Source organism: Micromonospora sp. AMSO12t (genome assembly GCF_008806585.1).
Lineage (GTDB): Bacteria > Actinomycetota > Actinomycetes > Mycobacteriales > Micromonosporaceae > Micromonospora > Micromonospora reichwaldensis.
In genome coordinates this window covers 1-25,122 of the sequence record NZ_WAAS01000053.1, presented here as the reverse complement: position 1 = coordinate 25,122, position 25,122 = coordinate 1, and the positions used below count along the sequence as shown (strand labels likewise).

General features: G+C 68.0%; 21 protein-coding genes. 7 read left to right on the top strand and 14 right to left on the bottom strand.

All coding sequences use genetic code 11. The features are described 5' to 3' along the window. Position 1: 1 nt before the first annotated feature. From F6X68_RS11160 to fxlM, 5 genes are all read right to left on the bottom strand, one after another. Positions 2-961: a thiopeptide-type bacteriocin biosynthesis protein gene (locus tag F6X68_RS11160; RefSeq protein ID WP_151454203.1), complete on the bottom strand. Its 960-nt coding sequence runs from the start codon at positions 959-961 to the stop codon at positions 2-4. Next, positions 943-2,091: a lanthionine synthetase C family protein gene (locus F6X68_RS11155; protein ID WP_151454202.1), complete on the bottom strand. Its 1,149-nt coding sequence runs from the start codon at positions 2,089-2,091 to the stop codon at positions 943-945. Before F6X68_RS11155 ends, F6X68_RS11160 begins: the two co-directional genes overlap by 19 nt. Before the next feature lie 53 nt (positions 2,092-2,144). After that, positions 2,145-5,177, bottom strand: a complete 3,033-nt coding sequence (locus F6X68_RS11150) for a lantibiotic dehydratase (RefSeq protein ID WP_225852143.1) — start codon at positions 5,175-5,177, stop codon at positions 2,145-2,147. Between the two features lie 122 nt (positions 5,178-5,299). After that, on the bottom strand, positions 5,300-5,491 hold the full coding sequence (locus F6X68_RS11145) for an FxLD family lanthipeptide (RefSeq protein WP_151454200.1): 192 nt from the start codon (positions 5,489-5,491) through the stop codon (positions 5,300-5,302). A gap of 56 nt (positions 5,492-5,547) precedes the next feature. Next, complete coding sequence (gene fxlM, locus F6X68_RS11140) at positions 5,548-6,744, bottom strand: methyltransferase, FxLD system (RefSeq protein ID WP_192581370.1); 1,197 nt, start codon at positions 6,742-6,744, stop codon at positions 5,548-5,550. Positions 6,745-7,188: 444 nt separating this feature from the next. On the opposite strand from fxlM, the gene F6X68_RS11135 reads away from it, so the two are divergent. Then, positions 7,189-8,343 (top strand): hypothetical protein, encoded by a 1,155-nt coding sequence (locus F6X68_RS11135; protein ID WP_151454198.1) that lies wholly within the window; start codon positions 7,189-7,191, stop codon positions 8,341-8,343. After that, the gene (gene ribD / locus F6X68_RS11130; RefSeq protein ID WP_151454197.1) at positions 8,343-9,257 is read left to right on the top strand and encodes a bifunctional diaminohydroxyphosphoribosylaminopyrimidine deaminase/5-amino-6-(5-phosphoribosylamino)uracil reductase RibD; all 915 of its coding nucleotides are present in this window, start codon (positions 8,343-8,345) and stop codon (positions 9,255-9,257) included. The genes F6X68_RS11135 and ribD overlap by 1 nt, the downstream gene beginning before the upstream one ends. 323 nt (positions 9,258-9,580) lie before the next feature. On the opposite strand, the gene F6X68_RS11125 is transcribed toward ribD, so the two are convergent. From F6X68_RS11125 to F6X68_RS11115, 3 genes are all read right to left on the bottom strand, one after another. Next, on the bottom strand, positions 9,581-11,941 hold the full coding sequence (locus F6X68_RS11125) for a hypothetical protein (RefSeq protein ID WP_151454196.1): 2,361 nt from the start codon (positions 11,939-11,941) through the stop codon (positions 9,581-9,583). Further along, entirely contained in the window at positions 11,938-12,582 is a 645-nt protein-coding gene (locus F6X68_RS11120; RefSeq protein ID WP_151454195.1) for an ABC transporter ATP-binding protein, read from the bottom strand. Before F6X68_RS11120 ends, F6X68_RS11125 begins: the two co-directional genes overlap by 4 nt. A 65-nt stretch (positions 12,583-12,647) precedes the next feature. Continuing rightward, positions 12,648-12,908, bottom strand: a complete 261-nt coding sequence (locus F6X68_RS11115) for a hypothetical protein (RefSeq protein ID WP_151454194.1) — start codon at positions 12,906-12,908, stop codon at positions 12,648-12,650. A gap of 431 nt (positions 12,909-13,339) precedes the next feature. On the opposite strand from F6X68_RS11115, the gene F6X68_RS11110 reads away from it, so the two are divergent. Continuing rightward, positions 13,340-14,209, top strand: coding sequence for a phosphotransferase enzyme family protein (locus F6X68_RS11110; protein ID WP_151454193.1), 870 nt, complete (start codon positions 13,340-13,342; stop codon positions 14,207-14,209). On the opposite strand, the gene F6X68_RS11105 is transcribed toward F6X68_RS11110, so the two are convergent. The 6 genes from F6X68_RS11105 to F6X68_RS11080 form a co-directional block, all read right to left on the bottom strand. Then, positions 14,203-15,582, bottom strand: coding sequence for a hypothetical protein (locus F6X68_RS11105; RefSeq protein WP_151454192.1), 1,380 nt, complete (start codon positions 15,580-15,582; stop codon positions 14,203-14,205). The two genes, F6X68_RS11110 and F6X68_RS11105, sit on opposite strands and share 7 nt — an antisense overlap. Before the next feature lie 33 nt (positions 15,583-15,615). Further along, on the bottom strand, positions 15,616-16,074 hold the full coding sequence (locus tag F6X68_RS11100; RefSeq protein WP_151454191.1) for a PPC domain-containing DNA-binding protein: 459 nt from the start codon (positions 16,072-16,074) through the stop codon (positions 15,616-15,618). After that, on the bottom strand, positions 16,067-17,152 hold the full coding sequence (locus F6X68_RS11095) for an asparaginase (RefSeq protein WP_225852140.1): 1,086 nt from the start codon (positions 17,150-17,152) through the stop codon (positions 16,067-16,069). The genes F6X68_RS11100 and F6X68_RS11095 overlap by 8 nt, the downstream gene beginning before the upstream one ends. 41 nt (positions 17,153-17,193) lie before the next feature. Next, a complete protein-coding gene (locus tag F6X68_RS11090; RefSeq protein WP_151454189.1) occupies positions 17,194-18,720 on the bottom strand; it encodes an XRE family transcriptional regulator in 1,527 nt (508 codons plus the stop codon). A gap of 239 nt (positions 18,721-18,959) precedes the next feature. Beyond that, positions 18,960-19,178: a DUF397 domain-containing protein gene (locus tag F6X68_RS11085; protein WP_151454188.1), complete on the bottom strand. Its 219-nt coding sequence runs from the start codon at positions 19,176-19,178 to the stop codon at positions 18,960-18,962. Next, positions 19,175-20,062 carry a helix-turn-helix transcriptional regulator gene (locus tag F6X68_RS11080; RefSeq protein WP_151454187.1) on the bottom strand — a complete coding sequence of 296 codons (888 nt, stop codon included), beginning with the start codon at positions 20,060-20,062 and terminating at the stop codon, positions 19,175-19,177. The genes F6X68_RS11085 and F6X68_RS11080 overlap by 4 nt, the downstream gene beginning before the upstream one ends. A gap of 498 nt (positions 20,063-20,560) precedes the next feature. On the opposite strand from F6X68_RS11080, the gene F6X68_RS11075 reads away from it, so the two are divergent. The 4 genes from F6X68_RS11075 to F6X68_RS11060 form a co-directional block, all read left to right on the top strand. Then, positions 20,561-23,080, top strand: a complete 2,520-nt coding sequence (locus F6X68_RS11075) for a nitrate- and nitrite sensing domain-containing protein (RefSeq protein WP_225852142.1) — start codon at positions 20,561-20,563, stop codon at positions 23,078-23,080. Next, positions 23,080-23,493: a roadblock/LC7 domain-containing protein gene (locus F6X68_RS11070; RefSeq protein ID WP_151454186.1), complete on the top strand. Its 414-nt coding sequence runs from the start codon at positions 23,080-23,082 to the stop codon at positions 23,491-23,493. The genes F6X68_RS11075 and F6X68_RS11070 overlap by 1 nt, the downstream gene beginning before the upstream one ends. An 11-nt stretch (positions 23,494-23,504) precedes the next feature. Then, a complete protein-coding gene (locus tag F6X68_RS11065; RefSeq protein WP_225852139.1) occupies positions 23,505-24,050 on the top strand; it encodes an ATP/GTP-binding protein in 546 nt (181 codons plus the stop codon). Between the two features lie 33 nt (positions 24,051-24,083). Further along, positions 24,084-25,122 (top strand): ABC transporter substrate-binding protein (locus F6X68_RS11060; protein ID WP_151454185.1); only part of this gene is annotated, 1,039 nt, incomplete at its 3' end.

Genomic DNA, 25,122 nt, shown 5'->3' with positions numbered 1-25,122 from the left:
GTCAGCTCCGCGGCAGGAACGCTTCGAGTGCGGCGCGGGCGAGGACGCCTTGGGTGTGGGCGGGTAGCCCGAGTCGATTCCAGTGGAAGATCACGATGTGGCTGGTGACGGCTCGTAGGCCGCGGTGGAGGGTGCCGGCTGTCGCGGCGGCGGCGAGGGCGCGTCCGGCTTCGATGTACGCGCGGTGCCATGGGGCGGCGAAGGGAACTACCCCGTCGGCTTCGAACAGGGAGTTGTCCGTGGTGGGCGCTACCGTGAGGAGGCCGCGTACGTTGGCAGTGAGCGCGTCGAGTCGGCTGTTGGTGATGTGGTTGATCGGACGCATCTGGGCGACTCGTGCGAAGACGTCGCCGCGTTCGAACCAGTCGAGGCCGGCGGCTTGGAGAAGGCCGCCGAGCAGGAGGAGGGACAGTTCGCGGCGGCCGAGGGCTGGTTGTGGTTGGCAGAGGTAGGTGAGGACGCCGTGGCTGTCGGCGCAGAACAGGTCGTGGACGATGCGGATGCCGGCTGTGCCGCCGAAGGCGGCGGTTTCCGGTTCGTACAGGCTGGGCCACCATCTGGTGAGTTCGCCGGTGGTGGTGAGGTCGTCGAGGACGTGGTTCACGGCGTCGACGTGGGCGTGGGTGAAGCGCAGGCGCCAGCAGGGATGTTTGCGCAGGAACCACCACCCGCCGCAGGCGCCCTCGTTCGTAAGGTGGTCGAGGCGGGGGCCGAGTGAGGTGACCGCGGTCGTCTCTGCGGTGTTCCAGTCGGGAAACTCGACGCGTACCTGGTACCAGGGGCCGTCGGCGTGTTCGGCGTCGGCAAGGGCGGCGCCGCCGGCGCGGTGGTAGGTGTCGACGGCGTCGGCGAGGTCGGCGGGATCGATGGCTGCGGTCGCCGCGACTGTCTGCAGGGGGGTGCCGGCGAGTACGGTGAGCACGCTGGCGGCCAGTGGGGTGGTCAGGTGATCAGCAGGCATGTGTCCCATCCGGTGTGGGTGGTGCCGTGTCGTGCGGTTTCGGCGGCCAGGTGGATGCCGGCGTGGCCGGTCAGCAGCCCGGCGTTGCCGTCCTGGTCGTGGTGGTGCGCGGCTGTCTGTATGGCGGTGGCCAGGGCGGGTAGCTGGTGGTGGAGGGCGTGGCTTTGGGCGTCGGCGGTGGCGTGGTGGGCGGTGGCGTAGAGACCGGCGAGGCCGTGGCAGAGGCCGAGGTCGGTGAGCCGGCTTCGGTGGCGGTCGGTGAGGCAGGCGGCGAGGGCGTGTTCGGCGTCGGCGCGGCGGGCCGGGTCGTTCGTGGCGATCGCGGCGAGTTGGAGTGCGCGGGCGATGCCGGGGGTGCCGTAGCACCAGGACGGCCGGCCCGGTGTGGGCTGGCTGACGCGACCGGTGTTGAGGTCGTCGAGGGTGAGCCACTGTGGCCACCAACTGCCGCCGTCGACGTCGTGCTGGCGCCATCGGTCGAAGTGTTGGGTGAGCTGGTCGATGGCCTCGGCGTGGTGGTCCACGACGTGGCCGTGACGCATGGCGAGGGCCAGCAGGGCGAGGATTCCCGCCGCGCCGTGCGCCATACCGAGGTTGGCGTGCCCGCCGGGTGTCGGCAGGGTCGGGTCGGGGTCGTGGGCGGCCCACCAGCCGGGCAGTAGGCGGCCGTCCTGCTCACGCGGGCGCACCAGCACCGTCAGGTAGCGCAGCACATCGGCGAAGGTGTCGCTGTGGGGCATGCGCTGCATCAGCAGTACGCCGATGCCGGTGAGGCCGTAAAAGAGGTCGTATTCGCCGAGCGAGCCGCCGCCACCGTGCCGCAGGCGGGCGGTGGCGGCGGTGAGGCGGCGGCGTGCCAGCCGTGCCACGTGTTTATCGAGGGTCGCCGCCGCAATGCGGTAGCGGTCGTCGGCCTCGGCAGCGCGGTGCAGGAGAAACGCGATGGCGGGGATGCCGTAGTACAAGCCGGTGTGCTGGCCGCCGTCGAGCGGCCCGGTCGCCGCTGCCCGGATCTGCGCATGCGCGTCTGCCCAGGATCCGCTGCCGGCGACGGCCCGTTCGAGGTGCAGCAGAGCGATGCCTGCCGCTCCGGTGGCCAGCGACTGGCGGGCGGCATCCGGACCATCCATCGTCGGCGTCCCGACATCGGCACTGGCGGTGGCGCTGGTCGCTGGCCTGTTCATCACTGGGCGGTCCGGGCTAGGGCGCGCAGTGCGGCGGCGCGAGCCAGACGGTTGGTGCTCTGCTCGAAGGTGGGATCGACGCCGAGCGCACGGATGTGGTGGTCACGCAGCAGGGTCGGCAGGACACCGGACGGGTCACGCTGCGCGGCGAGAGCGTCGAAGTACCGACGCAGGGCGGTGCTGCGGGCCTGCCACGCGTCGCCGACCGCCTTCCCGGCGGGGTGTGACTGTGGCTGCCGCCCGTCGACAGGTAGGTCGACCAGTCGTAGCGTTTGCTCGCACAGTGCACGGTCCAGCGGCCCGGTCTGCTGCGGCAGGCATTGGAGCAGGGCCTGATATCCCGAAGTCCCGTCGGTGGCGAACGCGGCGGCGAGCCGGGCCATGGACGCGGCAGCCAGCGCCTGCGCCGGCACGTTGAGGTCGGCGGCGGCTGCTATCTGGGCGATGACGCAGGTGGTGTCGGCGCCGAACACGTCCTCGGCGGCGACGAGCGCCTCGTCGCAGCCGTAGCGGCCGGGATGGTCCTGGTACGGCACGAGCGACAACTGGCCGGGCAGACCACGGGCGGCGAGGTCAGCGGCGAACGCGGCCAAAGCTGCGATGACAGTCGGGTGGTGCTCGGGTGCGGTCAGCCGGAGCACGACGATGAGGTGCTGGTCGGCGTCCATACGGACCAGGTCGCGACGTCGCCGAATCCACCACCGGTGCACCGTGCCGTCCAGCGTCGCGGTGAACGACGCGAGGTGCCGGATGATGTCGTCGAAACGCGCCGGGTTGCCGGCCAGCCGCGCCTGCAGCACGCCTGCGCCGCCGGGCACCTGAAGCCGACCGGGCGGCGCGAGGTGCGGCAGCGGCCGGCGCGCGGGCGTGATGGCGAGCATCGGGATCAGCAGCTCTGCGGCACGGCCGATCCACCCGTGGTCGTCGGGCTGGGCGTCCTCGCGCAGCTCCACCCGTTCGGCCTGTGCCAGCCGGTGGCGCAGCAACGCCCGGTCGAGCCGGTCATCGAGGTGCAACGGCTGGCGGAACTCGCCGTGACAGAGCACGACCCGGGCGGGGACCCGCCAGTGCCGTTGCCACGCCTGCAGCGCGGAGTCCCAGCCGTGGCCGTCTCGCGACGGCAGGTGGTCGCTGGTGAGGAGCCATCGTGCGGCGGCGAGAATCGTGCGTCGATACCGAACGCGCGGCAGGTACGGCAGCGTGCGGGCGGCACCGACGTCGAGTGGGCCGAACACCGTGGTGCGCGCGTCGGCGACCTCGGCGAGGAAGCGTGCCAGCGGAGGGCTTTGCACGATGGTGTCGAGTGCGTGGGGGATGTGGGGGATGACTCGGCGGCCGGTGGAGATCTGCACCAGGTACATCTGGTCGGCGTCGGCGGTGACGGCCAGGTCGTCGAGGCTGATCGGATTACCGGTGGGGTGTTCGGCGAGCGCGACGACGTCGGGCAGGAGCTGGGGGACCCGGGTGACGTTCTCGTTGTGCGGGCGCCGCGGCGGAAACGACAGTTGCACCGCCACCGCGTCGCCGTACGGCGCGTCTGGCGCGCATGCGGCCTGAAGCTGGGTCTGCTGGTAGTTGTCGAAGAGGTGGATGAAGCGGCCGACCATACTCGTCGGCGAGCCCGGCGCCGCGGCGAAGCGCAGCCGGAAGTCCCCCCGGTCGAGGGCGTCGATCGATGCGGCGTGAACGGTCACGCCGAGCTCGATACGTGCCGGCGGTATCACGTCTGCCGGCTCGCCCACGGTCAACGCTGCCACCTCCGCGTCGGTCAAGACGATCTCGTCGCGTCCGTCGAGCGCGGCCCGCTGCACCAGGGCAAGGAACGTCGCGTCGCGTTCGTTGACGCTGCGCCAGCTCGGATGCGCGCGGGGCGCACCGAGGTATCCGGTCGGGTAACCAAGCCCGGAGTCAGCCAGCAGGTCTCGCACCGCCACGAGCGACCCTTGGCCGTAGCGGGCCCGGAACCGGGACCGGTAGTCCTGCCAGGCGGTCGACCCGAACGGCTTGGTGCTGACCCGCAGCAGGACTTGCGCCGCCTCGACAGCTTCCGTCAGCACCTGCTCGGGAACGCGGATCTGAGCGTCGAGGCGGGTGTCGACCGCCAGCGTGTGCTGGCTGGCGGCAACGACCCCGCGCATCCGCTGCGCGAGCGAGGCCCGGACCGCGGTCGCCTGCCGTGGGTCGTCGTGGTTGTTGTGCTCATCGATCAGGTGCCGCACCATCTTCAGGTCGCGTAGCACGGCGGCGACGTCGCCGAACTGCTCAACGCCAGCGGCTGTCACTGTCTCGATCACGTGGGTGAGACTGTCGGTGACCGTCATCGGCGGGCGCAGAGCGCTGATGAGAGCGCCCTGCCGCAACAGGTTGTCCAGGACGGTGGTGATCTGTTCGGGCTGGGCTGTGGGGAACCGCTCGGCCAACTCGGCGGCGAGCTCGTCATACCGGATGCCAACGGCGGCGCTGGCGAGCGCCGTTTTCACCGGCGCTGTGTAGCGCACGGACGTGTCGCGCAGCGGGACCGCCTTGCCGCCGCCCGGGTCGGCCCGGCGGGCGGTGATGAACCGGCCGTCACGAACAACGCCGGTGTTGTCGGCGATCACCCGCAGGCGACGGCGCAGCTGCGGGTGCTGCTCCAGCCGATCGATCACGGCCGCCAGCCACTCGCTGTCGACCCGCGCCACCGTACGGTGGCGCCGTCCGACCTGCACGCTGCCCGATCCGGTGGCGGCGATCGTGACGCCGGCGAACAGACCGAACGGTGTCGCCCGCCGCTGCCACCGCAGCAGGTAGCCGGCGACGGAGATGACGGCCCGCCGAACCACCTTGGCCGTCACCGTGTCAGGACCCGCGCTGATGCGGTCAAGCTGTTCCGCGAGGGCGGGGCTCGCCAGCGTGACGGCATCACGGACGTCAGCACGAGCCCACGTCTTTATCAGCCACGGCAGGCCCTCACGCAGCACTGCGTCGTCGCTGGCGAGGTCCAGTTGCGAAGGCACATCAAGATCGCCGGGATCCGTGGTGGCACGCACCATGATCACGCCGGCGCTACGGAAGATGGGCGGAGCTGGCACGAAGGTCGTCCCCTCAACGAAGAAACCGCGCCGTCGGCGCCCGGGCGGGCGCCGACGGCATCGTCGGGATCAGGCGGCCTGGATCAGACCGGGTCGCAGGACTTGGTCGTGCAGGCGCTCGTGCTGCAGCTGCTGCCGCAACCGTCGCTCGTACTGCACATCATGACCACCAGCGGGGTCGTGGACTCCACGACCCGCATGTCGAGCACGAAGTCGTCGTCGGTGGCGGCGGTGGGGGCGTCCGTGCGATCGAGTTCCAGCAGCGGCGGGGCCATCGTCTTCACTCCTCGGGTAGGTCGAATAGGGGTGTGAAACACCTGGCCGAGGGCGGCTAGCTCGCCGCCGGCCAGGAGATCTGGAGCAGGCCGTACGTCTTCGCCAACACCGCCACGTCGGCCGGCGTACTGCCGACGTTGATGCCGGACGGCCAGTAGGCGAAAGTCGGTACCGGCCTGCGATGGGCCCGCTGATACCAGGCCTGAATCTGTTCCGTCATCGCCGCCGCGGCGTCCTTACCGTGTGCCCCGAAGGCACGGGCCCCGAGCTCAGCACCCGAGTCACCCTCAGCCGGACGCCAGGCCAGGTAGGCGAACGAGTCACCACGCACGACACCGAACGGAAACCAACGACGCTCGGCAGCCAGCTCGGTGCCGTCGTCCGCCGCGAGCAGGCAGAAACCAGGCAGGAATCCGGCCAGCCACAGGTGAAGATCCGCGAAGGACTCGCTGTGTCCGACCGTGACTCCCGACCAGACCTCGCTGCGTTCGGTGTCCAGCACACCATCCAGCTGACGAACGTCGTCCGGGGCGCCGACGTCGAAGCGCAAGCTGACGAACCGGCCCTGCCGGTCGGGCAGCCGGAAGATCCGCTCGGGCCGGGCACCGTCGCCCTGCAGGGGCACGAACCCCGCCACCTCACTAGAGGTACTGGTCAAGTGGTCGCCGTCGCGGCGCAACGCGATCGTCCGGGTCACGCCGTTCATCCGCAGCGGGACCACGATCACCCCGTCCGGGGCGAGGTGATCCAGCCAGGCGGGAGGGATGTCCCACGCGCCGACCGTGACAAGGATTCGGTCGAACACGCCCTCACCGGGCAGGCCGTGCACCGCGTCGGCCTGTACCACCCGTACCCGGTGCTCGTAGCCCGTCTCGCGCAGCAGGACCTCGGCGCGGTCGGTGATGTCCGGATCGATGTCCACGCTGACGACGTGTCCGTCCGCTCCGACCACCTCGGCCAGCAGCGCGGCGTTGTAACCACCCGAACCGATCTCCAGAACCCGCATGCCGGGCTCGACACCGGCTTGTTCGATCATGCGCGCCTGGATGTACGCGGCGCTGACCGAGGACAGGTGCACCCCGTGCTCATCCGTCTTGGTGATCACCGACTGGTCGACGTCGTAGACGACCTTGAGTGGTGTGCCAGCCGGCACGAACGCATGCCGCGGCACTGCCCGGAACGCCGCCTCCACGACCGAGGAAGTGATCATGCCGTCAGCGACGAGCCGATCCACGAGGGCGTCTCGGATCATTCCGACCTGATCCGGGGAACTCGGTACGTCAGCCGTGTACGTCACTCGGCGCTCCAATCTCATGTTTCTCGTGCCGTCTGGTGCTGGCAGGTGCCGGATGCGGTAGCGCGCAACGCAGCGCCGACAGAGCCTGCCGCCTACAAGCAGGTGGGTCATGAACGGCTACCTGCCGCACGAGCCCTACCGAGTACGCTTCACACGATTACTCATTGTGAACAGCGCGGGAATACCGACTTACGGTCCGACTTTGCCGGCACCCGCTTCGGCCCTCGGCCACGCAGCGCGGCCGGTGCTCCAATCAGGGACATCGGTGGCATAGTCGGCAGGGCCGCCCTATCGGTTGAACGGGGAGACAGTGCCTCGCCATCCAGACACCACGATCAAGCCCAACTCCGCGCTCAGCGGTGCCCGGCAACGCCTGCCCTCGCCCAGACGCTCCGGCCAGTGCATGTCCCGCACCGAGCTGGCCGACGCGGTCAACGCGGCACTCGACGCCAGCTGCTCCGGCCGCGACATGACCACCCAATACGTGGACTTTCGCTGGTCGGCAAACTGGAACGTGGAGAACATCGCTGGCCCAGCGAAGCGCGTCGAGCTGCCCTTCGTCAGGTACTCGGCGCCACCCGCGACGACGAACTTGACCTCTACAGCCCCCGACGAAGTGACCAGACGCGCGACGACGGCGAAGCGACCGAGCCTCGACCAGGCAGTTGGGAGGAAACCATCCATCTGCTGCGCGAAGAGTGGCACCTCCTGGTCCAGAACGACAAGGTCTTCGGCCCTGAGTACGCACTGATGGGCGTTTCCAGGCAGCTGGCGGCAATCGAGGACTTGTCGAAGGCCGCTCCCGAGGCGCTACGTCCCGCGGTCATCCGCCTCGCCGCCCAGTACGCCGAATCCGCGGCATGGCTGCACCAGTCCCTCAACGACCACGCCGCGGGCCACCGCCGTACCCATCAGGCACTCGCATGGGCGGGCCAGATCGGCGACCCGACCATGACCGCGTGGGCCACATACCGTAGCAGCCAACAGTGGTTGACCAGCGGACACCCCACGGAAGCCGTAGTGCAGGCAGAAGCCGCCCTGCGCTACGACCAGAAACTGCCCGCACCGATGCGCGCAGCGTTGCGTGTCCAGCACGCGCACTCCCTAGCCGCCGTCGGCGAGCACCACACGGCCATGCGCCTGCTTGACGACGCGCACCGCTGGGCAGCAGACCGCCAGCAAGGAAAGCCGGAAGGGGAACACGGCTCCTACTGCACCAGCGGCTACATCGAGGTGCACCGCGGAGCCTGCCTTCGCCTGGCGCAGCGCCCACAGGAAGCAATCGCGGTACTCGACGAAGCCCTTCCCACGATTCCCCGACGTCATCGCCAAGACTTCGCCTCCGCCCTGACGAACAAGGCAGAAGCCCATCTCGCGGCGAACCAACCAGAACTCGCCGCAGCGACGGCACACCACGCGGTACCGATCGTGCGCCGGGCCGGATCACGACGAATCCTGCAACGACTTGCACAGCTCGGCGCCCCGGTCAGCGGACACCAGCAACTGCCAGAGGTCCGCGCCTTCCTCAACGAACTCAAGGAGACGACCTTCTGATGGCATCCGACGCCGAGCTGGCCGCGATGCGACACGCGATCACCCTGTCGTCATTCGGCCTAGGCACCACAAGCCCCAACCCACCCGTCGGCTGCGTCATCCTCGACCGCAACGGAGCCACTGTCGGCACCGGCTACCACCGACGCAAAGGAGAAGCCCACGCCGAGGCCAACGCACTCAAAGCAGCCGGCGCGGCAGCACGAGGCGGCACCGCCGTCGTCACGCTCGAACCCTGCAACCACACCGGCGTCACTCCGGCCTGCCGCCAAGAACTCATCAACGCCGGCATCACCCGGGTCGTCATCAGCATCATCGATCCGACGTCCCGAGGCGACGGAGGCGCCGCCGTACTCGCCGCCCACGGCATCGACGTGGAAACCAACGTGCTCCCCAACGAGACCCTCACCGTCCTCGGCCCCTGGCTCACCGCTACCCGACGCCGTCGGCCCTACCTGATCTGGGCCTATGTCCTGAATGCCAAGGACAGCCAACACAGCAACGATCAACTTGTAGCGGATCTGCGCAGCAGGGCAGACCTCGTGCACAGCGGGAAGGCACTTGAGGAGGGCATCCCAGGTGGCCACGCCCCTGAACACTTCACGCTGCCAGATGACCCAAGCGGCGATCTCCACCAGTGGATCTCCACCTGCTACGCCACAGGTTCGCGCGCCATTCTCGCCGTTGGAGCTGATTCCAATGGGCTCCACGTCAATCTTGATTGCGTCGATGAAATCGTGGTCGCCGTCGGAAAGGCCCCGCCGGCGAGCGGTCTCGCGGCAGCCACCATAGACCTCACACCGGCGGGTTTCGAGTGGGCCGACATCTCGCCCAGCAGCACGGGTAATCGTATTCGCCTTCGCCGGTCCGAGCATTCTTCTTTGCAAGCCGGTATCGCACAAACAAGGATGCGCTGATGCCCGCCGGCATCGAGCGGCTATCGCCTGCCACGCCAGCCCGAGACCAGTAGCCCTCCGGTTGTCGCCATCGCTCAAGCGGCTGCCTCCGCGAACACCCGTAGCCGGCCCGCCGATCCGCCGATCCGCCGATCCGCAAGCCTTGACGGAAGTCGCAGTACCCGGCCCCTGGCATCGTCGTGGAACTTCCTGATGGGACAGCGGCGACGGGATAGCCGCGCTTGTCGATTAACTGTGACTACGTCGGGTGCCGCAGCGACCTGTGGATCGAGTTCCCCTGGTCGGGCGAGCCGGCGGTACCGTAGCGCCGCCGTACCTTGCGTCTACTCGTCCGTTGTCGGCGGTGGGCGCAGGAACGCCACCCCGACGATCAGGGCAGCGGCGGCACCGAGGAGGCCCGGCAGGAGCCACAGGCTTCCGTACGATGCTTCCGTGCGCTGTCCCCCGGCGGACGCCGTTAGGATGGCCAGTGGGATGGCCAGCACTGCGGTCGTCAAGGGGACGGCTGTCCACCGAGCAACGATTTCCCACCTCCGGCCGGGTGCTGCGCCGATGTCGACGAGCGTGCGTCTGGTTAACGTGTGCGCGACGACCAACGCGACGCCGCCCAGTAGCAGGATTAACATGGCGGTGGTCGCGCCCAGGAAACTGGCGGTGTTGGCGACAGAGCGCAGCCGGTCGTAGGCCGTTGGGTCGGTTCCGCTGGCCATCTGTGCGCTTGGAGCGAGACGGATGGCCGCCGCTCGGACGAGGAACTGCTCGCGCGGCGACAACCGGGCGAAGTCCGGGAGAAGCACCTCGCTGGTGCCGTTCGCGGTGAGCCCGAACCTCTTAGCCACGGCGCTGTCCGGGGCGACCACCAGGCCGGGCAGGTTGCCGCCGAGCAGCGGGTCGGCTTCCGCCCGGCTGTCGGCGAGGGAAGTTGCCGTCCCGTCCCCGCTGGCGAACACCAGCAGTCCGACTTTCCCGTTGTCCAGTAGGTGTGGATCGGCTCGTGGTGCCGATCCCGGGTCGCCGAGCATGACCCGGTTGAGCGGCGCCGCCGACTCCCGGGGGAAGCAGTCCGTCACTTCGGTGGGATTGAGAGTGCGCTGGCTGGACATGCACGCAAGGACCTTCGGCGCTGTCACCCGGAGCTGGGCTTTGGACTCGTCGGGGATCGCGTAGCGAACGACTTGCCGCCCACCGTGCGATCGGTAGAACGCCTCCAACGCCTGGATCGCGCTGTCAGGCATCTCGCTGACGACGAAGGAACCGGCCGGTTCGAGCGGGCTTGACAGAGCTTCGCCGACGTTGGCGTCGTAGGTGTTCTGCGCCGACCAGTATCCGCTGAGCACGATGACGACCGCGCCGGTGGCCGCGACCGGCCGCAGGCCCGCATGCAGGTGCCGCATGAGCGTTTTGGTAGCCGTGGGCAGTTTCCAGCAGAGGATCGGTGCGACGACCGACGGCAGGGCGAACGCGACGACACTAGCCGCTAACGGCGTGAGCGCGGCCACGCGGCTTCCGTGCGACTCCAGGGACACCCGCGTCAGGACCACAAGTGTGGCAAGACCAAGACCCACGCCCAGCGCTCCCGCCAGGTTCGCCCAGCGCCCCTGCGAAGGCCTTTTAGGATGGCGTTGCGCCCACCGCGTGCCGAGGCGCGTCATCGGCACGGCCGACAGCGCTAACAGGATGGTCAGACCCAGAAGGGCCACGGTCTCCTGCCATGGCATCGCGATCCCTACCCATTGCTGCCCTACCCACGCGGACACCGGGTCGCGCGAGAGGAACAGGACCGCGGACGCGGCGCAGCCGCCGAGGACCTCGCCGGCCAGCACCGTCCCGCAGATGACCGACAGTAACCTCCGCCATGCCAGGGCGGGCGGCATCCCCACTGCGATCAGCGCGTCGGCGTCGAGCCGCCACCGACGGGACAGCACCACACCCGCCGCGACGAGCAGGATGCCCATCAGAAGGCCACAGCCGGCCGGGACGAACCGCATGGCGCTGAGGAACTGGGGCCGGTTTCCCGCGGATGCCTCGAGAACGGTGTCGACGGACTGGTAGGTCGCCGTGCGCTGATCGAGGACGGGCCGCAGCGCCGCCACGGTGTAGAAGTCCGTGTCACTCAACCAGATGGTGGGCCGGAACTCCGCCGACTCCGCCACGAGCTGCACCAACGTGCTCGTCGTCCGGTTGGCCGGGTCCACTGACAGACCCACGACCCGTCCCGTCCGCTGGCCATCCCCAGTCCGTATCCGGACGGTGTCGCCGATCGCGATGCCCAGGGCCTGCGCGGTCGACTCCGACAACAGGAGTTCGCCCGCGACTCGGGGCCGGAGGCCCCGAGTGACGATCCCCAACTCCAACGACGACTTGGTGTAGTCGCGAACCAGTACGGGTGCGGAGAGGTCACCCGCGAGCACGTCACCCATCTGGTCCTGCACCGGCATGGTGTCCGGAACCATCGAAATGGCCCTGCTCGCAGCGGGATCGCCGGTCTGCAGCGCGTAGCGACTTCCCCCGATGTCGGCGCGAACCGAGTCCTGGATCGCCCGCTCGGCGCTGCTGCGCGCCACGGCCAGACCGATGACGGTGCCGCCCAGCATGAAGCCCAGCAGCGTGAGCACCGCCATCTGCGCCACGCGGTGGCGCATGAAGGCCACGGTCAGCGCCGTGCCACCGACGCGAGAGCTCATGCCAACTGCACCAGCTTGCCCCGGGACAGCTCGAAGCGACGGTCCAGCCGCCGCGCAACGTCCGGGTCGTGGGTAGCGACTACGACCACCAGTCGTTCCCGAAGCCCGAGATCGACAAGGATGTCCGTTACCCGCTCGGTATTGTCCACGTCCAACGCCCCGGTCGGCTCATCCGCGAGGATGACCGAGGTCCCCGCCATCAGGGCACGCGCGATCGCCACCCGCTGTTGCTGCCCGCCCGACAACTTCGCCGGCAGGCGGTCTCGCATCGACAAAGGCAGCGCAACACGGCCGAGCATCGAGCCGACGTCCGCCCGCGAGCGGCTGACGCCCCTCAGCTCAGCGGCCAGCAACATGTTCTGCTCGACGGTCAGAAAAGGCACCAGACGGTAGTCCTGATGGATGAAGGACACTCGGGCATCGCCCGCCGAATTCCACGACGCCGTGACCACGGCGGTGCCGTCGATGTTGACCACGCCGCAAGTGGGCGCTTGTAAACCAGCGATGAGGCGCAACAGCGTGCTCTTGCCGCTGCCGCTCGGCCCCATGACCCCAGTCGTACCGGGCCCCAGGGTGAGGTCAAGGTTATCGAGCGGTGTGGCATCCGAATACTTGACGGTCACTTGCTCAAGCGTGATCATGACGCTCCTGGCCGACCCGCGTGATGGGCCGAAGGTGCGAGCCCATCACGTGGTCCTGCCATGAGTCAGACGTGCGTGATCTCATACGCCCCTTCGCATCCGGCGTAGCAGGTGTACCAGTCGGTGTACCTCCACACATTGAGCGCCGTGAAGTAGTCACCGTGGTAGTCCGGCCCCAGTTCCCGGATGAGCTTGGGCCGAGCCCTCGAATCGGCCTGCAATGACGTGCAGAGTGCGCCGCCCCGGTTGTTCAGCCCGCTCGTCTCCTTCTTCGAGGTGCAGTCGCCGCCAACCGCGAAAGCGGGTGCCGGGCCCATGATCGCCATGGTCGATAGGGCGCATGTCGTCAGGATACCCGCTGCCACGCTCTTTCGGAATCCATTGATCAATAGATCCACCCCCTGAGCTCTGAAAAGTGAATTGCTTACGGAACCCCGCTCGTACCTGCTCATACTGATGGCGTGAGCAGGGTGCTGTAAAGCCCTACATTCATGATTGTTTATTGACGTGGCGCCTGTCGGCGGCAGCAGGTCGTGGATCTTTCACGGTGGTGCCGCGCTGCCGCGACTCGCCGCTCCTGTCCCGCTCGGTCATTGCCGTCTCGGTGCGACCTTTCGTCCGTGCCCTCCCGGACCGCAACGGCCTGGTCGAACACACTTTTGGTCTGGGCACCACGAGCCCCAACCCGCCTGTCGGCTGCGTCATCCTCGATGGCCATGGTGTGGCTGTCGGTGCCTGCCGAGGGGAGGATGGTCGCGTGCGTGAGGAAGAGGCGATCGACGCGGTGAAGTTGGCGGCCATCGGAGCGGGCCTCCCGGCTCATGACGCCAGCGTGGTGCGTGTGGGCGAGAACGGTGTGGTCCTGCTGCCGAGCGCTGGTGTGCTGGCGCGAGTGGTGCCAAGGGCGGCCAAGGGGAGCGATCCCCGTCGGGAGATCGACATTGCTGCCTGGTTCGCCTCGCGCCAGGTGCCTGTCGTTCACCCCGCACGGCCGGAGCCATTAATCGTCGGACAGTACGTGGTGTCGCTGTGGGAGTACCTGGCAAATAGCCGGTCGGCCGACTTGGTCACCCTAGCCAAGTGTCTGCGTCGGCTACACGCGGTTGCCATCCCGGAAAAATCCTTGCCTATTTTGTCGCCGTTCGACAGGTTCGAAGAGCGGTTACAGGCGGGCGCCTGCCTCGATGCTGGCGACCGCATTTTTCTGCGCCAACTCCGCGATCAGCTCTCGGGTCGGTGGGCCGCCGCGGAATTCATGCTCGGCGAGGCAGTTCTGCACGGCGACGCGCATATGGAGAATCTCCTGGTGACGGCAGACGGCCGAGAAGCATTCGTGGATCTGGAGACAGTGTGTATCGGACCGCCGGAATGGGACCTGACCCTGACGGCCCTTTATTACGAGTGTGGGTGGTTCTCCGATAAGGAGTACGCTGACTTCGTTCAGACGTATGAATTCGATGTCCGCCTGACCCCGTCGTGGTCTGAGCTGCGACTGGCTCGCATGCTGCGGATGACTTTATGGCTGGCTCAATCGGCGGACAATGATCCGCAACGACAGCGCCAGCTGAGGCATCGCATCGATACGTTGCGAGACGGAACTGCTCCTGCTGGCTGGACGGGCTATTGAATTTGTGAGCGCAAGGCCTCTGATACGTGCGCCCGCGCTGCCTCCAGCTCACCAGCAAGGTTTGGCTCCGGATCTGCGTTCGCGAGTATGGAACCAAGGGCGAGCAGGTCATCCCGTAGCCGGCTGGAGTGGACCCCCCGTGCATCTGCCAAGCCAGCCTGTATCGAGTTCAATCCACCGGCAAAATTACCATTGCATATCTGGAGATAGGCGATCCGAATCATGGTGAGAGCCCGCGATCTGGCAGCTTCCGTCGGATGGTAGGAGTACGCGGACTGCAATCGATTGAGAAGTTTGTCCGTCTGCTGGTGTTTGTCGGTCGTTACGGCGACATCGAAGAGAGCATGGCCAGCATCGCCGAGAATCTGGCCGACATCGGCGTAGTAGCCCCAAACTGGATTTTCCGGCCCATCCAATCCGCTGGCCGCGAACTCCTCATCACATGAAGCGACCGCGCGCATGCACGCTGCCCCGTCATGGCTCCTTGCATAGGCACGAGCCTCCACGATCCGAACCGCCGCACGTCCCAGCGGAGGGATTTTCCGCCAGTCTGAGTGGACGAGGCCAATCACATTAAGAGCATCCGAGACCTGCCCGACGTAAGTGAGGTGCCTGCTCAAGGTGGTGGCGGTGTGTGCCCGCTGCTGCACGTCCTCGGCTTCGCTGGCCATCTGAATCGCCATAACGAGGTATCGCTGGGCTGTGCTGGGTCTATCGCCTGAATCGAAGCATGCCCATCCGGCAAGGTCAGCAAGTCGTGCTGCCGTCGACAGCCAGGTGCGGCGTACTGCTTCCGTTGCCGACGCTTGGCGGGCGACCCGGCAAGCCCATTCGAGCTGACCGGCCATCGCTGCACGGGCGAGTCCACCACCGTGCTGGTGGTCCCACTCTTCGAACAGGGTGATGCTGCGTTTAAGCGCCTCGACATGGGGCGACTCGATTTTGGCCGGTGCCTGCAATTCCGATCCGGACGTCCACGGTCCCGGAAGCTGAGCAAGGGCACCTGGCAGCTTGCCGAACCATGCAGCCGTCACTTGCTGGCGATCGGAGATCGCCTGGCCCTCGGTACGTCGAGGGCTGTAGAGGCCGAGATCGGCGTCTGTCGCGGCACCGAGCACCTGGCGAGTGGCAGTGCGCCGTTCGTGGCTGGGCCAGCGGTGTTCGCCGCGTTCGAGTTTGCCGACCCAGCGGTGGTCAACGTAGTGAGCGGTGAGGCTTCGGCCGGGGTAGAGGCGATCGAGAGCCGCGTTGATGGCATCTGCCAGTTCGGCTCGCGACAGGTGCTGGCCGGGCCGTTGCGGTGATGCAAGGCGCTGGCGGGCCCGGGCGAGCAGCGTGTTGGGCGTGATGATTGTGTCGGGGTGGCGCGCCATCTTGTACCTCCCTCCGAAGCCCGGTCCGGGGCGCTAGTCGAGATGTAGTTGCGGAACGTCGTAGAGGCCAGTGTTTGGTAGTCGACGCATGGCGGGTGAAGCGACCTCGATGATGAGCATTTCGGTGAGGAATTGGACGGTGGCGTCCAGTAGGTGGCTGGTGTGAGCGGTAGCGCTGTGTTCCTTGAGTCCGGCGGTGATGTGGATGTGCGGGAGGATCTTCTGGTTGGTGTCGTCCCAGGCGATGGTGCCGCCGCCGAGTGCTTCGACGTTGGTGAGGTCGACGTGGGTCCAGACGGGGGCGTCGGGGTTGTCGAGGCGTTGACAGGTACCGACGATCTTGGCGGTTGACAGGCCGGCGATGAACATCGGGATGTAGCCCTGTTTGATGTCGTGGGCGCGGCAGGCGTCGGTGAGGGCGGTGAAGAAGTCGTCGCCGTGGTCGAAGACCACGCCAATCATGCGTCCTGGGCTCAGGTTGTGGCTACGCATGCGCTGCTGGGGCCTCCGCTCGATCGGCAGTCTGGATTGGGTTGGGCCAGGGCCACGAGGACGGTTCGGCGCGGTTGCCGGCGACGGCGAATGCGGTGGGGATGTCCTCGGGGTTGATCTGTGCCGCGAGGAGGGCGTGAAGAAGGATGCGGGCCTTGTAGGGGTGCAGCCAGCCGGCGGGGATGAGTCCGCGGGTGAGGAGGTCTCGTTCGGAGCCGGGGAAGCCGTAGGTGTGGGTGAGTGTTGGGCCGGCCGGGGTGCGGGACGTGAGGACGATCGGGATGTGCGCGGCGAGGGTGGTGAGCGGGTCGACGAGGGGTTCGGGTACGTGGCCGCCTCCGAAGCCTGCAATGACGAGGCCGTCGCAGCAGTCGGCGATGGCGTTGAGGAGGGCCGGGTCGTCGTCGAGGCTGACCGTGTAGAGGCCGACGCGGGGGCGCTCGTCTTGGTGCGGGGCGGGGATGGTGAATCGGTACGGCACGCGGGTCAGCAGGCGCACGACGCCTTCGACCACGTAGCCGATGGGGCCGGTGTCCGGTGAGCGGAAGGTGCCGCCGTGGGTGGAGTGGGTTTTGGCGACCCAGCGGGCGGTGTGAATCTCGTCGGCGAGGACGACGAGGCAGCCCTGGCCGCGGGTGGTGGGGGATGCGGCGGTCTGGATCGCGGCGAGGAGGTTGGCGGGTCCGTCCGCGCCGGCGAGGGTGGGGTTGCGCATCGCACCGGTGACGACCAGGGGTTCGGGGCGGTGGTGCAGCAGGTCGAGCAGGTACGCGGTTTCCTCGATCGTGTCGGTGCCCTGGGTGACGACGACGCCGGTGGCGCCGGCGGCGAGTTCGCGGGTCGCCGCTGCAGCGAGCGCGGTGATGTCAGCGAAGGTGAGGGAGGCGCCGGGGCGGCGGCGGAAGTCGACCACCTTGATGTCGATTCCGGTCGGGGCCAGTCCGGGTACGGCGTCGACCAGGTCGCGAGCGGACAGAGTGGGGCTGACGCCGTCGCCGGTGCCGCTGGTCATGGCGATCGTGCCGCCAAGACCGAACACGACGACGTTCGGCACGAGTTCTGGCGGGGGCGGGGACACGATCGTTCCTTCCGGCGGTCGCGGCGGGTGCGGGAAGCCTATTACGGCATGGTGCCGATGAAGCGGCATGCCTGGTCGACGCCGTCGAGGGAGAGCAGGCGGCTGCGGGGCTCGGCGAGTCCGGCGAATCCGTATTGGCCGAGGTCGGCGCAGCGGCCTTGCAGCCAGTGCCAGTCGAGGCTGAGGTGGTCGGCCAGGTGACGGAGCCGTCCGCCGGGGGTGTCGCTAGCGGTCACGGAGTGAGCTAGCACGTCGCCGAGAGCGTCACGGTAGGTGGCGATGGTGTGGGAGTCGTCGGTGACATCGACGTGCCAGACGTCATCGCCGCGAATCCAGGTGGCCATGATTGCGCGTCTGCTGTCCATGACAAGCCCGGGCAGCGCGGTGTACTCCGGGTCATCGGTGACCGCGGTGTGGATTCCGACGGATTCCATCAATGCCATGGCGAGCAGCAGCAGGATCCGTTCGGACATCGAGGACGCGGCTACCGCGTGCGGGGGTAGGCAGAACATCCTCGTCATCGGTTGGGAGCTGCTTTGGAACCGTTCGGCGGTGTCGCGCAGGTAGCGCAGTTTGTGGCGGAACAGCAGCCACGTGCTGGCTTCCTCCCCGCGTTGCTCCCGGGTCCAGTAGACGGGCACGTCGGACAGGACATGGCTGTGGCGGCGGATGTGGTCGGCGCAGAACGCTGATCCCATCCACAGCCGCGACACTGATTCCAGGTCCTCGGCGATGTCGTGGCTGGCGGCGGACCGGGTCAGGTGTCTGTACGGCGACGCTGCGGCTCGGGCGGCGTCCAAACGGGCGTCGTCCAGCAGCAGCGACAGGTCGAGGTTCGTTACCGCCCATATGACGCCGGTGGTGATCGCGTCGAGCTGGTACGCGCGAGGGATGAGCAAGTGGGCGTCCCGACCGGCTTCGATCAGGTGCCGATCCGCCTGTCGAGAGTCGAGCGCGAACACACCAGGACGATCCAGTGCGTCTACGTGCCCCAAGATCAGCCGCCGCTGAACCGACCGGCGCCACCCCCGGTGCGTGCCGCAAGGGGGGATGGTGGCGAGGACGCGGCCGTCGTCGACCGCTGGGTATACCTCGACGTCGATGAGCGCTCCAGGGAAGTGCTGTCCTGTCGGGACGGGGATTGTTCGGTGCACGTCACCGCTGGACAGCGCAGGCGCGCAGTGTTCGAGCTGCAGCAGACTGCCTGCGGGAAGCAGGTCGGGATGTGAACCTGACTGGGCGACCTGTTGGCGGTCCACGGCGTCCGGTATTCCGCTGCTGGAGCGCCGAGGGCTGTAGAGGTCGAGATCGGCATCACTTGCGGCGTCAAGGGCGAGTCGTAGCGCGGCACGCCGCTCTTCGCTGGGCCATCGGCTCTCTCCGCGTTCCAGCTTGCCAACCCATCGGTGGTCAACATACTGGGCGGTGAGGTCGTGGCCCGGATAGAGCCGATCGAGGGCGATGTTCACGGCGTCGGCCAGCTCTGTCCGGGACATGCGCTGTCCGGGTCGCCGCGGCGACGACAAGCCCGCGCGTCTCGTCGCGAGCTGTGCGTTCGGCGTGATCACCGTCTCCGGATGACGAGGCACCGACAGACCTTCCCCGTGAACTTCGTCGGACTGCAGCAGATGGGCGCCCTAGCCGGGCGTTCTCAGTCGAGGCCGGTGATGTCCCGCGACCCACTGCTGCCATCGTGGCGACAGGGTAACGCAGCGTCAGCGCGGGCTTGGGTGGGCGTCGCCGAGACCGCAAGGCCGGCCTCGGCCGCCACGTGCCAGGAGCGGTGCCCTGGAACGCTGGGGCTCTCCTACTGCTCCCGCGCGGGCACAGACGAGAAGCCGCGTCCACACACGTCCTGCGTGAAAACGCGCCACTGCTTGGGACCGAATCGCAGCACCGGTCCGGCGCTGTCCTTCGAGTCGCGTACCAGGATCGATCCGAGGGTGCTGGCGACCTCGACGCAGTTGCCGTCGTCACTGCGACTGGACTTGCGCCAGACAACCTGATCATTGAACTGGGTGGTCATACCAGGGCTCCTTTGGTGGGTGCCAGACTCTCCGCCGCGGCGCGGAGGAGACGAATGCTCGATTCGGCAGACAGTGCTGCGGCCTTGAGCCGGCCGTGCAGGCTCACATAGGGGTCCAGCTCATCAGGATCGGTGTGAATCATGTCGCGGGTCAGGGTGTCGACCGCTACAGCTTGTGAGCCGTGCGGGTCGCGATAGCGGTAGATCGAGTACGCCGATCGTGGCGCGCTGTGTCCTCGGATCGAGGTGTCGGCCGGCAGCACCTGGACGACCACGGATGGATTGTTGGTGCACACGGCGACGACATGTCGAAGTTGCTCAGCGACGACCACGGGGTCAGCGGCGCGCCGTCGGATGGCGCTTTCATCGATGACGGCGGCGTATTGCGGCCCGCCGACGGCGAGCACCAGGCTCTGGCGGCGAGCGCGGGCGGCGACTGCGGCGGCAGGGTCGAACCCGTCACCATGACGGCCGGGTTCGCTGCGTAGCCGGGCATTGGCGAACGCTGGTGTCTGCAGTAAGCCGGGGATCAGTGAAATGGCGTACTCGGTGATCGTCTCGGTGCCGCTTTCCAGATCGGCATAGGTGGCCTGCCGGATCCCCATCCGTTCTGCGTCCGCCACCCACCATCCACGCGCCCAACCGTCGGCGGCGGCGTCCACGATCGCGGCTCGTCGGTTCACACCCGCCGCGAGGTAGTCACAGATTCCGCTGACGAGATCAATATCAGGGCCGAGACGTCCGTTCTCCAACGCACTGATCTGTTGCCGCGGAAATCCCAGCGCACGGGCGATCGACTCGCCCGTCACGCCATGCTCCTCCCGCAGCCGACGGATCTCACGTCCGAGCCATCGTCGGCGGACATACGGACTAGGGCGATTCACCGGCAGCCTCCAGGGACCACGCACGCCCGGTCGACAGTGGAGCTGACCGGGTGCGCTCACTGTAACCCCACCAATCCCTTGGTGGTGACCGAGCCGGCGGACGGTCCGCCACTGTTTCCGCAGGCCATGCACTGGTCGAACCGCAAGTCGGTACGCGAAGTCGGACCGAAGGTAGGTATTCCCAGCGTCAACCTCTGGCGGGCATGATCTTTTTGGATGGCGATTGGTTCAGCTTGGCGCTCCACTGCTGATCGGTATTGACGGTCATTCAGACGGGCGGTGCCTGCGTGTTGCTATTGATGATTGCCATTCTGGTGAGTCTGGCTGTCGGCTGGATGGCCGGAATGGTTACGTATCGAGCTTCCCGACGGTGGTGTGGCCGGTGCGGTGGTTCTCTTCGCTGCGCTGCCTGCGAACCGGCCACGATGACGGCCACCTGATTCAACAATTTCAGCAGCAAGTTTGATCACCAGCAGAACCAGGGCAGAGGTGACGGGGTTGGAAAGCGCTGCGAGACGAGGAATCGTCGCGAGGACGCGTCCGTTGGCGGACCTTCCTGTTCGGCTCAAGGCAGCACTGATTGTCGTGCCGACGGTATTGGCCGCGGTGCTCTCGACAGGGTTCGGCCTCTGGGCTTCTGTTCGGGAGGCTGGGGCTACGCGGCGCGCCGGGGACATGTTCATCGCGGGTGGAGCCGCTGGCGAGGTGACGCAGCGGCTTCAGGTCGAGCGGAACGCCGCGGTGGGCCTGCTGCTGTCCGGCTCGACGGTCACTCCAGCCGCTTTCGAGCGTGCGGTTCAGGACACGGATCGTGCGGTATCGCGGTTTCACCAGCAGCGTGACCGGCTTGATGACGTCCCGGAGTCCGTGCGACTGGTGTTAACCAGGGTGGACGCCGGCTTGATGGACGTTGGGGCGCAGCGGCAGCGGGTGCGAGGCGATGGGCTGGTGTCGTTGTCGGCGGTGGCCTTCGGTTACCGCGGGGTAATCGCTGATCTTGATGACTTGCTGCCCGCAGTGGCGCAGAGCGGCGTTACTCCTCAGCTCGCTGACGAGATGCGCGCGGCGGCGGCGATGTCGCGGGCTCGGGAGTCGGTGGGTCAGCAGCAGGTGGCGGTGTTGCAGGCGCTGGCGGCTAGGCGGTTGGCCCCGGCGCTGCATGCCGAAATCGTGGCCGCCCGATCCGCGCAGGACGAGGCGTTGCGTGAGTTCGACGCGTTGGCGCGGCCGTCGTGGCAGGCGCTGCTGGGTCGAACGCTGACTGGCCCGGACGTGCTGGCCGCCGTGCGGCTAGACGGGGCGGTGTCCGGCACGGGCGTGTATGAGCCGGTGCGGTTGGCGGGCGGTGCTGCTCAGTGGAGCCGGGTGATGACCACCCGGGCGGACCTGCTGGCCCAGGTGCAGTCGGCGGTGAACGGTGACATCGGGGCTGGCGCTGATGACCTGTGGCTGGAGCAGGTTCGGTCTGCCGCGCTACAGGCCGCCGTGTTGATAGTGATGCTGATCGTTGCTGTGGTCACCGCGGTGCGGGTGGCGCGGTCGCTGGTCGGCCAGTTGTCGTTGTTGGAACAGGGCGCGCGGCGAGTCGCGGACGTTGAGCTGCCGGGTCTGGTCCGGCGGTTGCGGGCGGCATCGGATCCGACGGCGGCGCAGCGGTTGGCCGAGGGCGCTGGTGGAGTGGCGGTACCCGTCGTCGGTCGCGACGAGGTGGGACAGGTCGCTGACGCGTTCAACCTGGTGTTGCGTTCCGCCGTGGACGCGACGGTGGATCAGGCGCGGGGCCGTGCCCTGATCAGTGCGATGATCACGTCGGTTGGGCGGCGGGTCCAGGCGCTGACGGAGCAACTTCTGGGAAGTATCGATCTCCTTGAACGTGATGAGGAAGATCCGGATCGGCTGGCGATGGTGTTCGCCGCTGATCAGCAGGCGACTCGCCTGCGCCGCTTTGGGGCGAACCTGCTGATTGTCGCCGGTGGCGGTCCGGGTCAGTCGCAGCGGATGCCGGTTGAGTTGGGCGACCTGGTGAACGCGGCTTTGTCGGAGACCGAAGGTTTCGCCCGGATCAGTGTCGAGCGGCTGGTTGGGGTCGAGATCGACGCTCGCGCTGTCAACGCGGTCAAATCCATCCTGGCGGAGCTGCTGGACAACGCGACCCGGTTTTCCGCCGATCAGGTGCAGGTGTTGGCGGCATGGTCCGGGCGAGACGTGCAGATCCTCGTGGTCGACTCCGGTCTCGGGCTGGGTGCGAAGCAGTTGGAGCGTGCCAACGCGTTGCTGGCGAGCCCGGAGGTGGAAGTCACGGTCACCGACCAGATGGGCCTGGTCGTGATCTCACGCCTTGCCCGCGAGTTCGGGGTCCGCGTGCGCCTGACCATGACCAGACCGACTGGTATCACGGCCGAGGTGACCGTGCCGGCCGAGTACGTCACCCGAGTTCATGTACGCGAGATTGTGGTGCCCAGCCAGGTCCAGCGACGAGCCCGTCCCGAACTCGCGCCAGCACCCCAACCGGTTGCCCCGGTACAGCCTGTCGCCCCGGCGGTGCCCCGGACTGGCGACGGCTGGGCCGGTCCGACCCGGCCGTCCACGGCCGTGCCGGCGCCACCGCCGGACGCGACCATGGAATTACCGCAGGTGCGCCGCGATCGGGCACCGCTGCTGTTGCCGGCTGGCGACTCCCGTCCGGCTGACACTCCGGTGTTCCGTGAGGTCGTGGCGCGCTCACCGTGGTTGTGGCCGCAGACCGACGACGCAGGCGGGTTTCGCACCGCAGCCGATGCGGGCTGGCAGGCGGCGGCGTCCACCGCCGAGCCGGCCACGGATGGGCGTACCGCGTCCGGTCTTCCTCGACGCCGCCCCCACGCACACGTGGTGCCCGGTGGGCTGCCGACGCAGCGCACCCGCTCCGAGCCTTCCGCACCGATCGATCCTGCGGCGATCAGAGCACAGGTCGCCGGAACGCTACGTGGCCTGCGGGCCGCGTCTGTCACCCCTCCCCTCGCGACAGGAGAACACTGATGGCCCCCACCACTACCGCCACACCCCGTAATCCGCAGCTATCGACTGTGCTGGACGGGTTGGCGCAGCAGATGCCGGCCGTGGCGCACGTCGTCGCGGTGTCTGCGGATGGGCTGCTGCTGGCCAGCACCTCCGGCCTGGAGATTGACCGGGGCGACCAGCTCGCCGCGATCGTGTCCGGTCTGGTCAGTCTGGCCCGCGGTGCCACCGATCTACTGCTGACCGGGAGTGTGCAGTTCCAACTGCTGATGATGGCCGACGGGATCCTCGTCGTGCAGCAGGTGCCCGACGGCACGTCGCTGGCCGCGCTGGCCCGCGTCGACTGCGACCCGTCGCTCGTCGCCTACCAGCTGGCGGCGCTCGCGGCACGCATCGGCGAGCAGGCAAGACCGGGACCACGCGTGGCGGGCTGACCCAGGTGCCGGTGGCGACGAGCATGGGCTTGGACCCGAGCGTGATTGACGGTCATGCCTCGACGGTCACGGTTCTGGTGACCGGCGGCCCGGGGACGGGCAAGACCTGCTTCCTGCGGGCCGCGAGCCACGGCCACGCGGTGCTGGCTGGCCAACCGGGCAGCGTGTGGGAGGCCGGCTCCGCCACCCTGCCCACCGGCGTCACCGTCGCCTTGCGTACCACCCCCGGGCAGCGGCGCTGGTGGTGGATGTGGGACCAGCTCGCCACAGGCGTCTTCGGGGCTGTGGTGCTGGTCGACTCCACTCGCCTGGCGGCCTCGTTTCCGGCGCTGGATTACCTCGACGCCCGTCGTCTGCCGCACCTGGTGGCGATCAACCGGCCTCTCGGTGGCTCGCGCAACCGCCGCGAGATCCGCGAGGCCCTGCGGGTCACCGCGCAGGTGCCGGTCCTGACCTGTGACGCCACTGAGCCCGCCTCCGTGTTGGCCGTCCTGCACCACCTCACCACCGCCGTACCCGCCACCCATGACCCGTCTTCCACGCCCCTTCCTTACTGATCAGCGCACTCGCACGAAAGGACTCCGACTCCCGTGATCCCTCAAAACACCGCCCGCCGATCTCGGTGGCGCCTGGCTTTGGCCGCCGCCATCGCTGCCGTGCTCATCGCCGTCTCCGGATGCTCCGGGTCGAGCCTCGGCGGCTCGGACACCGCCGGTGGCGAGATCCGCATCGGCCTGATCGTGCCGAAGTCCGGCCCGTACAAGGCGGTCGGTGACGATCAGTCGGCCGGGTGGCGGCTGGCCCTGGAAAAGCTGGGCGGCAAGCTCGGCGGCCGACCCGTCAAGGTGATTGAGGCCGACGAGGGCGACGGTAAAGCCACCGCGCTCGCGTCGGCGCGCAAGCTGATCGAGCAGGACAAGGTCCTCGCCCTGGTCGGCGGGGGCACCGCGGACACGGTGCAGACCCTGTACCCGCTGTTGAAGGAGTCCGGGGTGCCGCTGATCGGCACCGGCGGCCGGCCCTCCACAGTCGCCGACCCGACGTACCTGTGGTCGACGTCGTGGCTGAGTCAGGAGACCGGCGCGTCGATCGCCGGCTACCTGCGGCAAAAGGTCGGCGACGGCCGGGTATGGGTAATCGGCCCCGACTACATCGGCGGACGCGACCAAATCGCCGGGTTCGTCGACACGTTCCGCAAGGCAGGCGGGAAGCTGGCCAACCCGGGCGGCGAGCCGACGTGGACGCCGTGGGCGCCGGCCCCGACCACCGAGTTCTCCCCTTACCTGACGAAGATCAAGCAGGCTGCTCCGGCGGCGGTCTACACCTTCTACGCCGGCGCGTCCGCGATCGAGTTCGTCAAGCAGTACCGGCAGTACGGCGTCGATGTGCCGCTGTACGCCTCGGGCTTCCTCACCGAGGGCGCGCCGCTCGCGGCCTTGGGGCAGCAGGCCAAGGGCGTCTACACCGCGCTGAACTACTCGACAACGCTGGACAACGCGGCCAACCGGGACTTCGTGCGCCGCTACACGGCGGCCAACGACGGGCGCCTGCCGAACCTCTACCACGTCTGTTCCTGGGACGCGGCCCTCGTGCTGGACAAGGCGATAGCGGAGGCGCTCACCCGCCCCG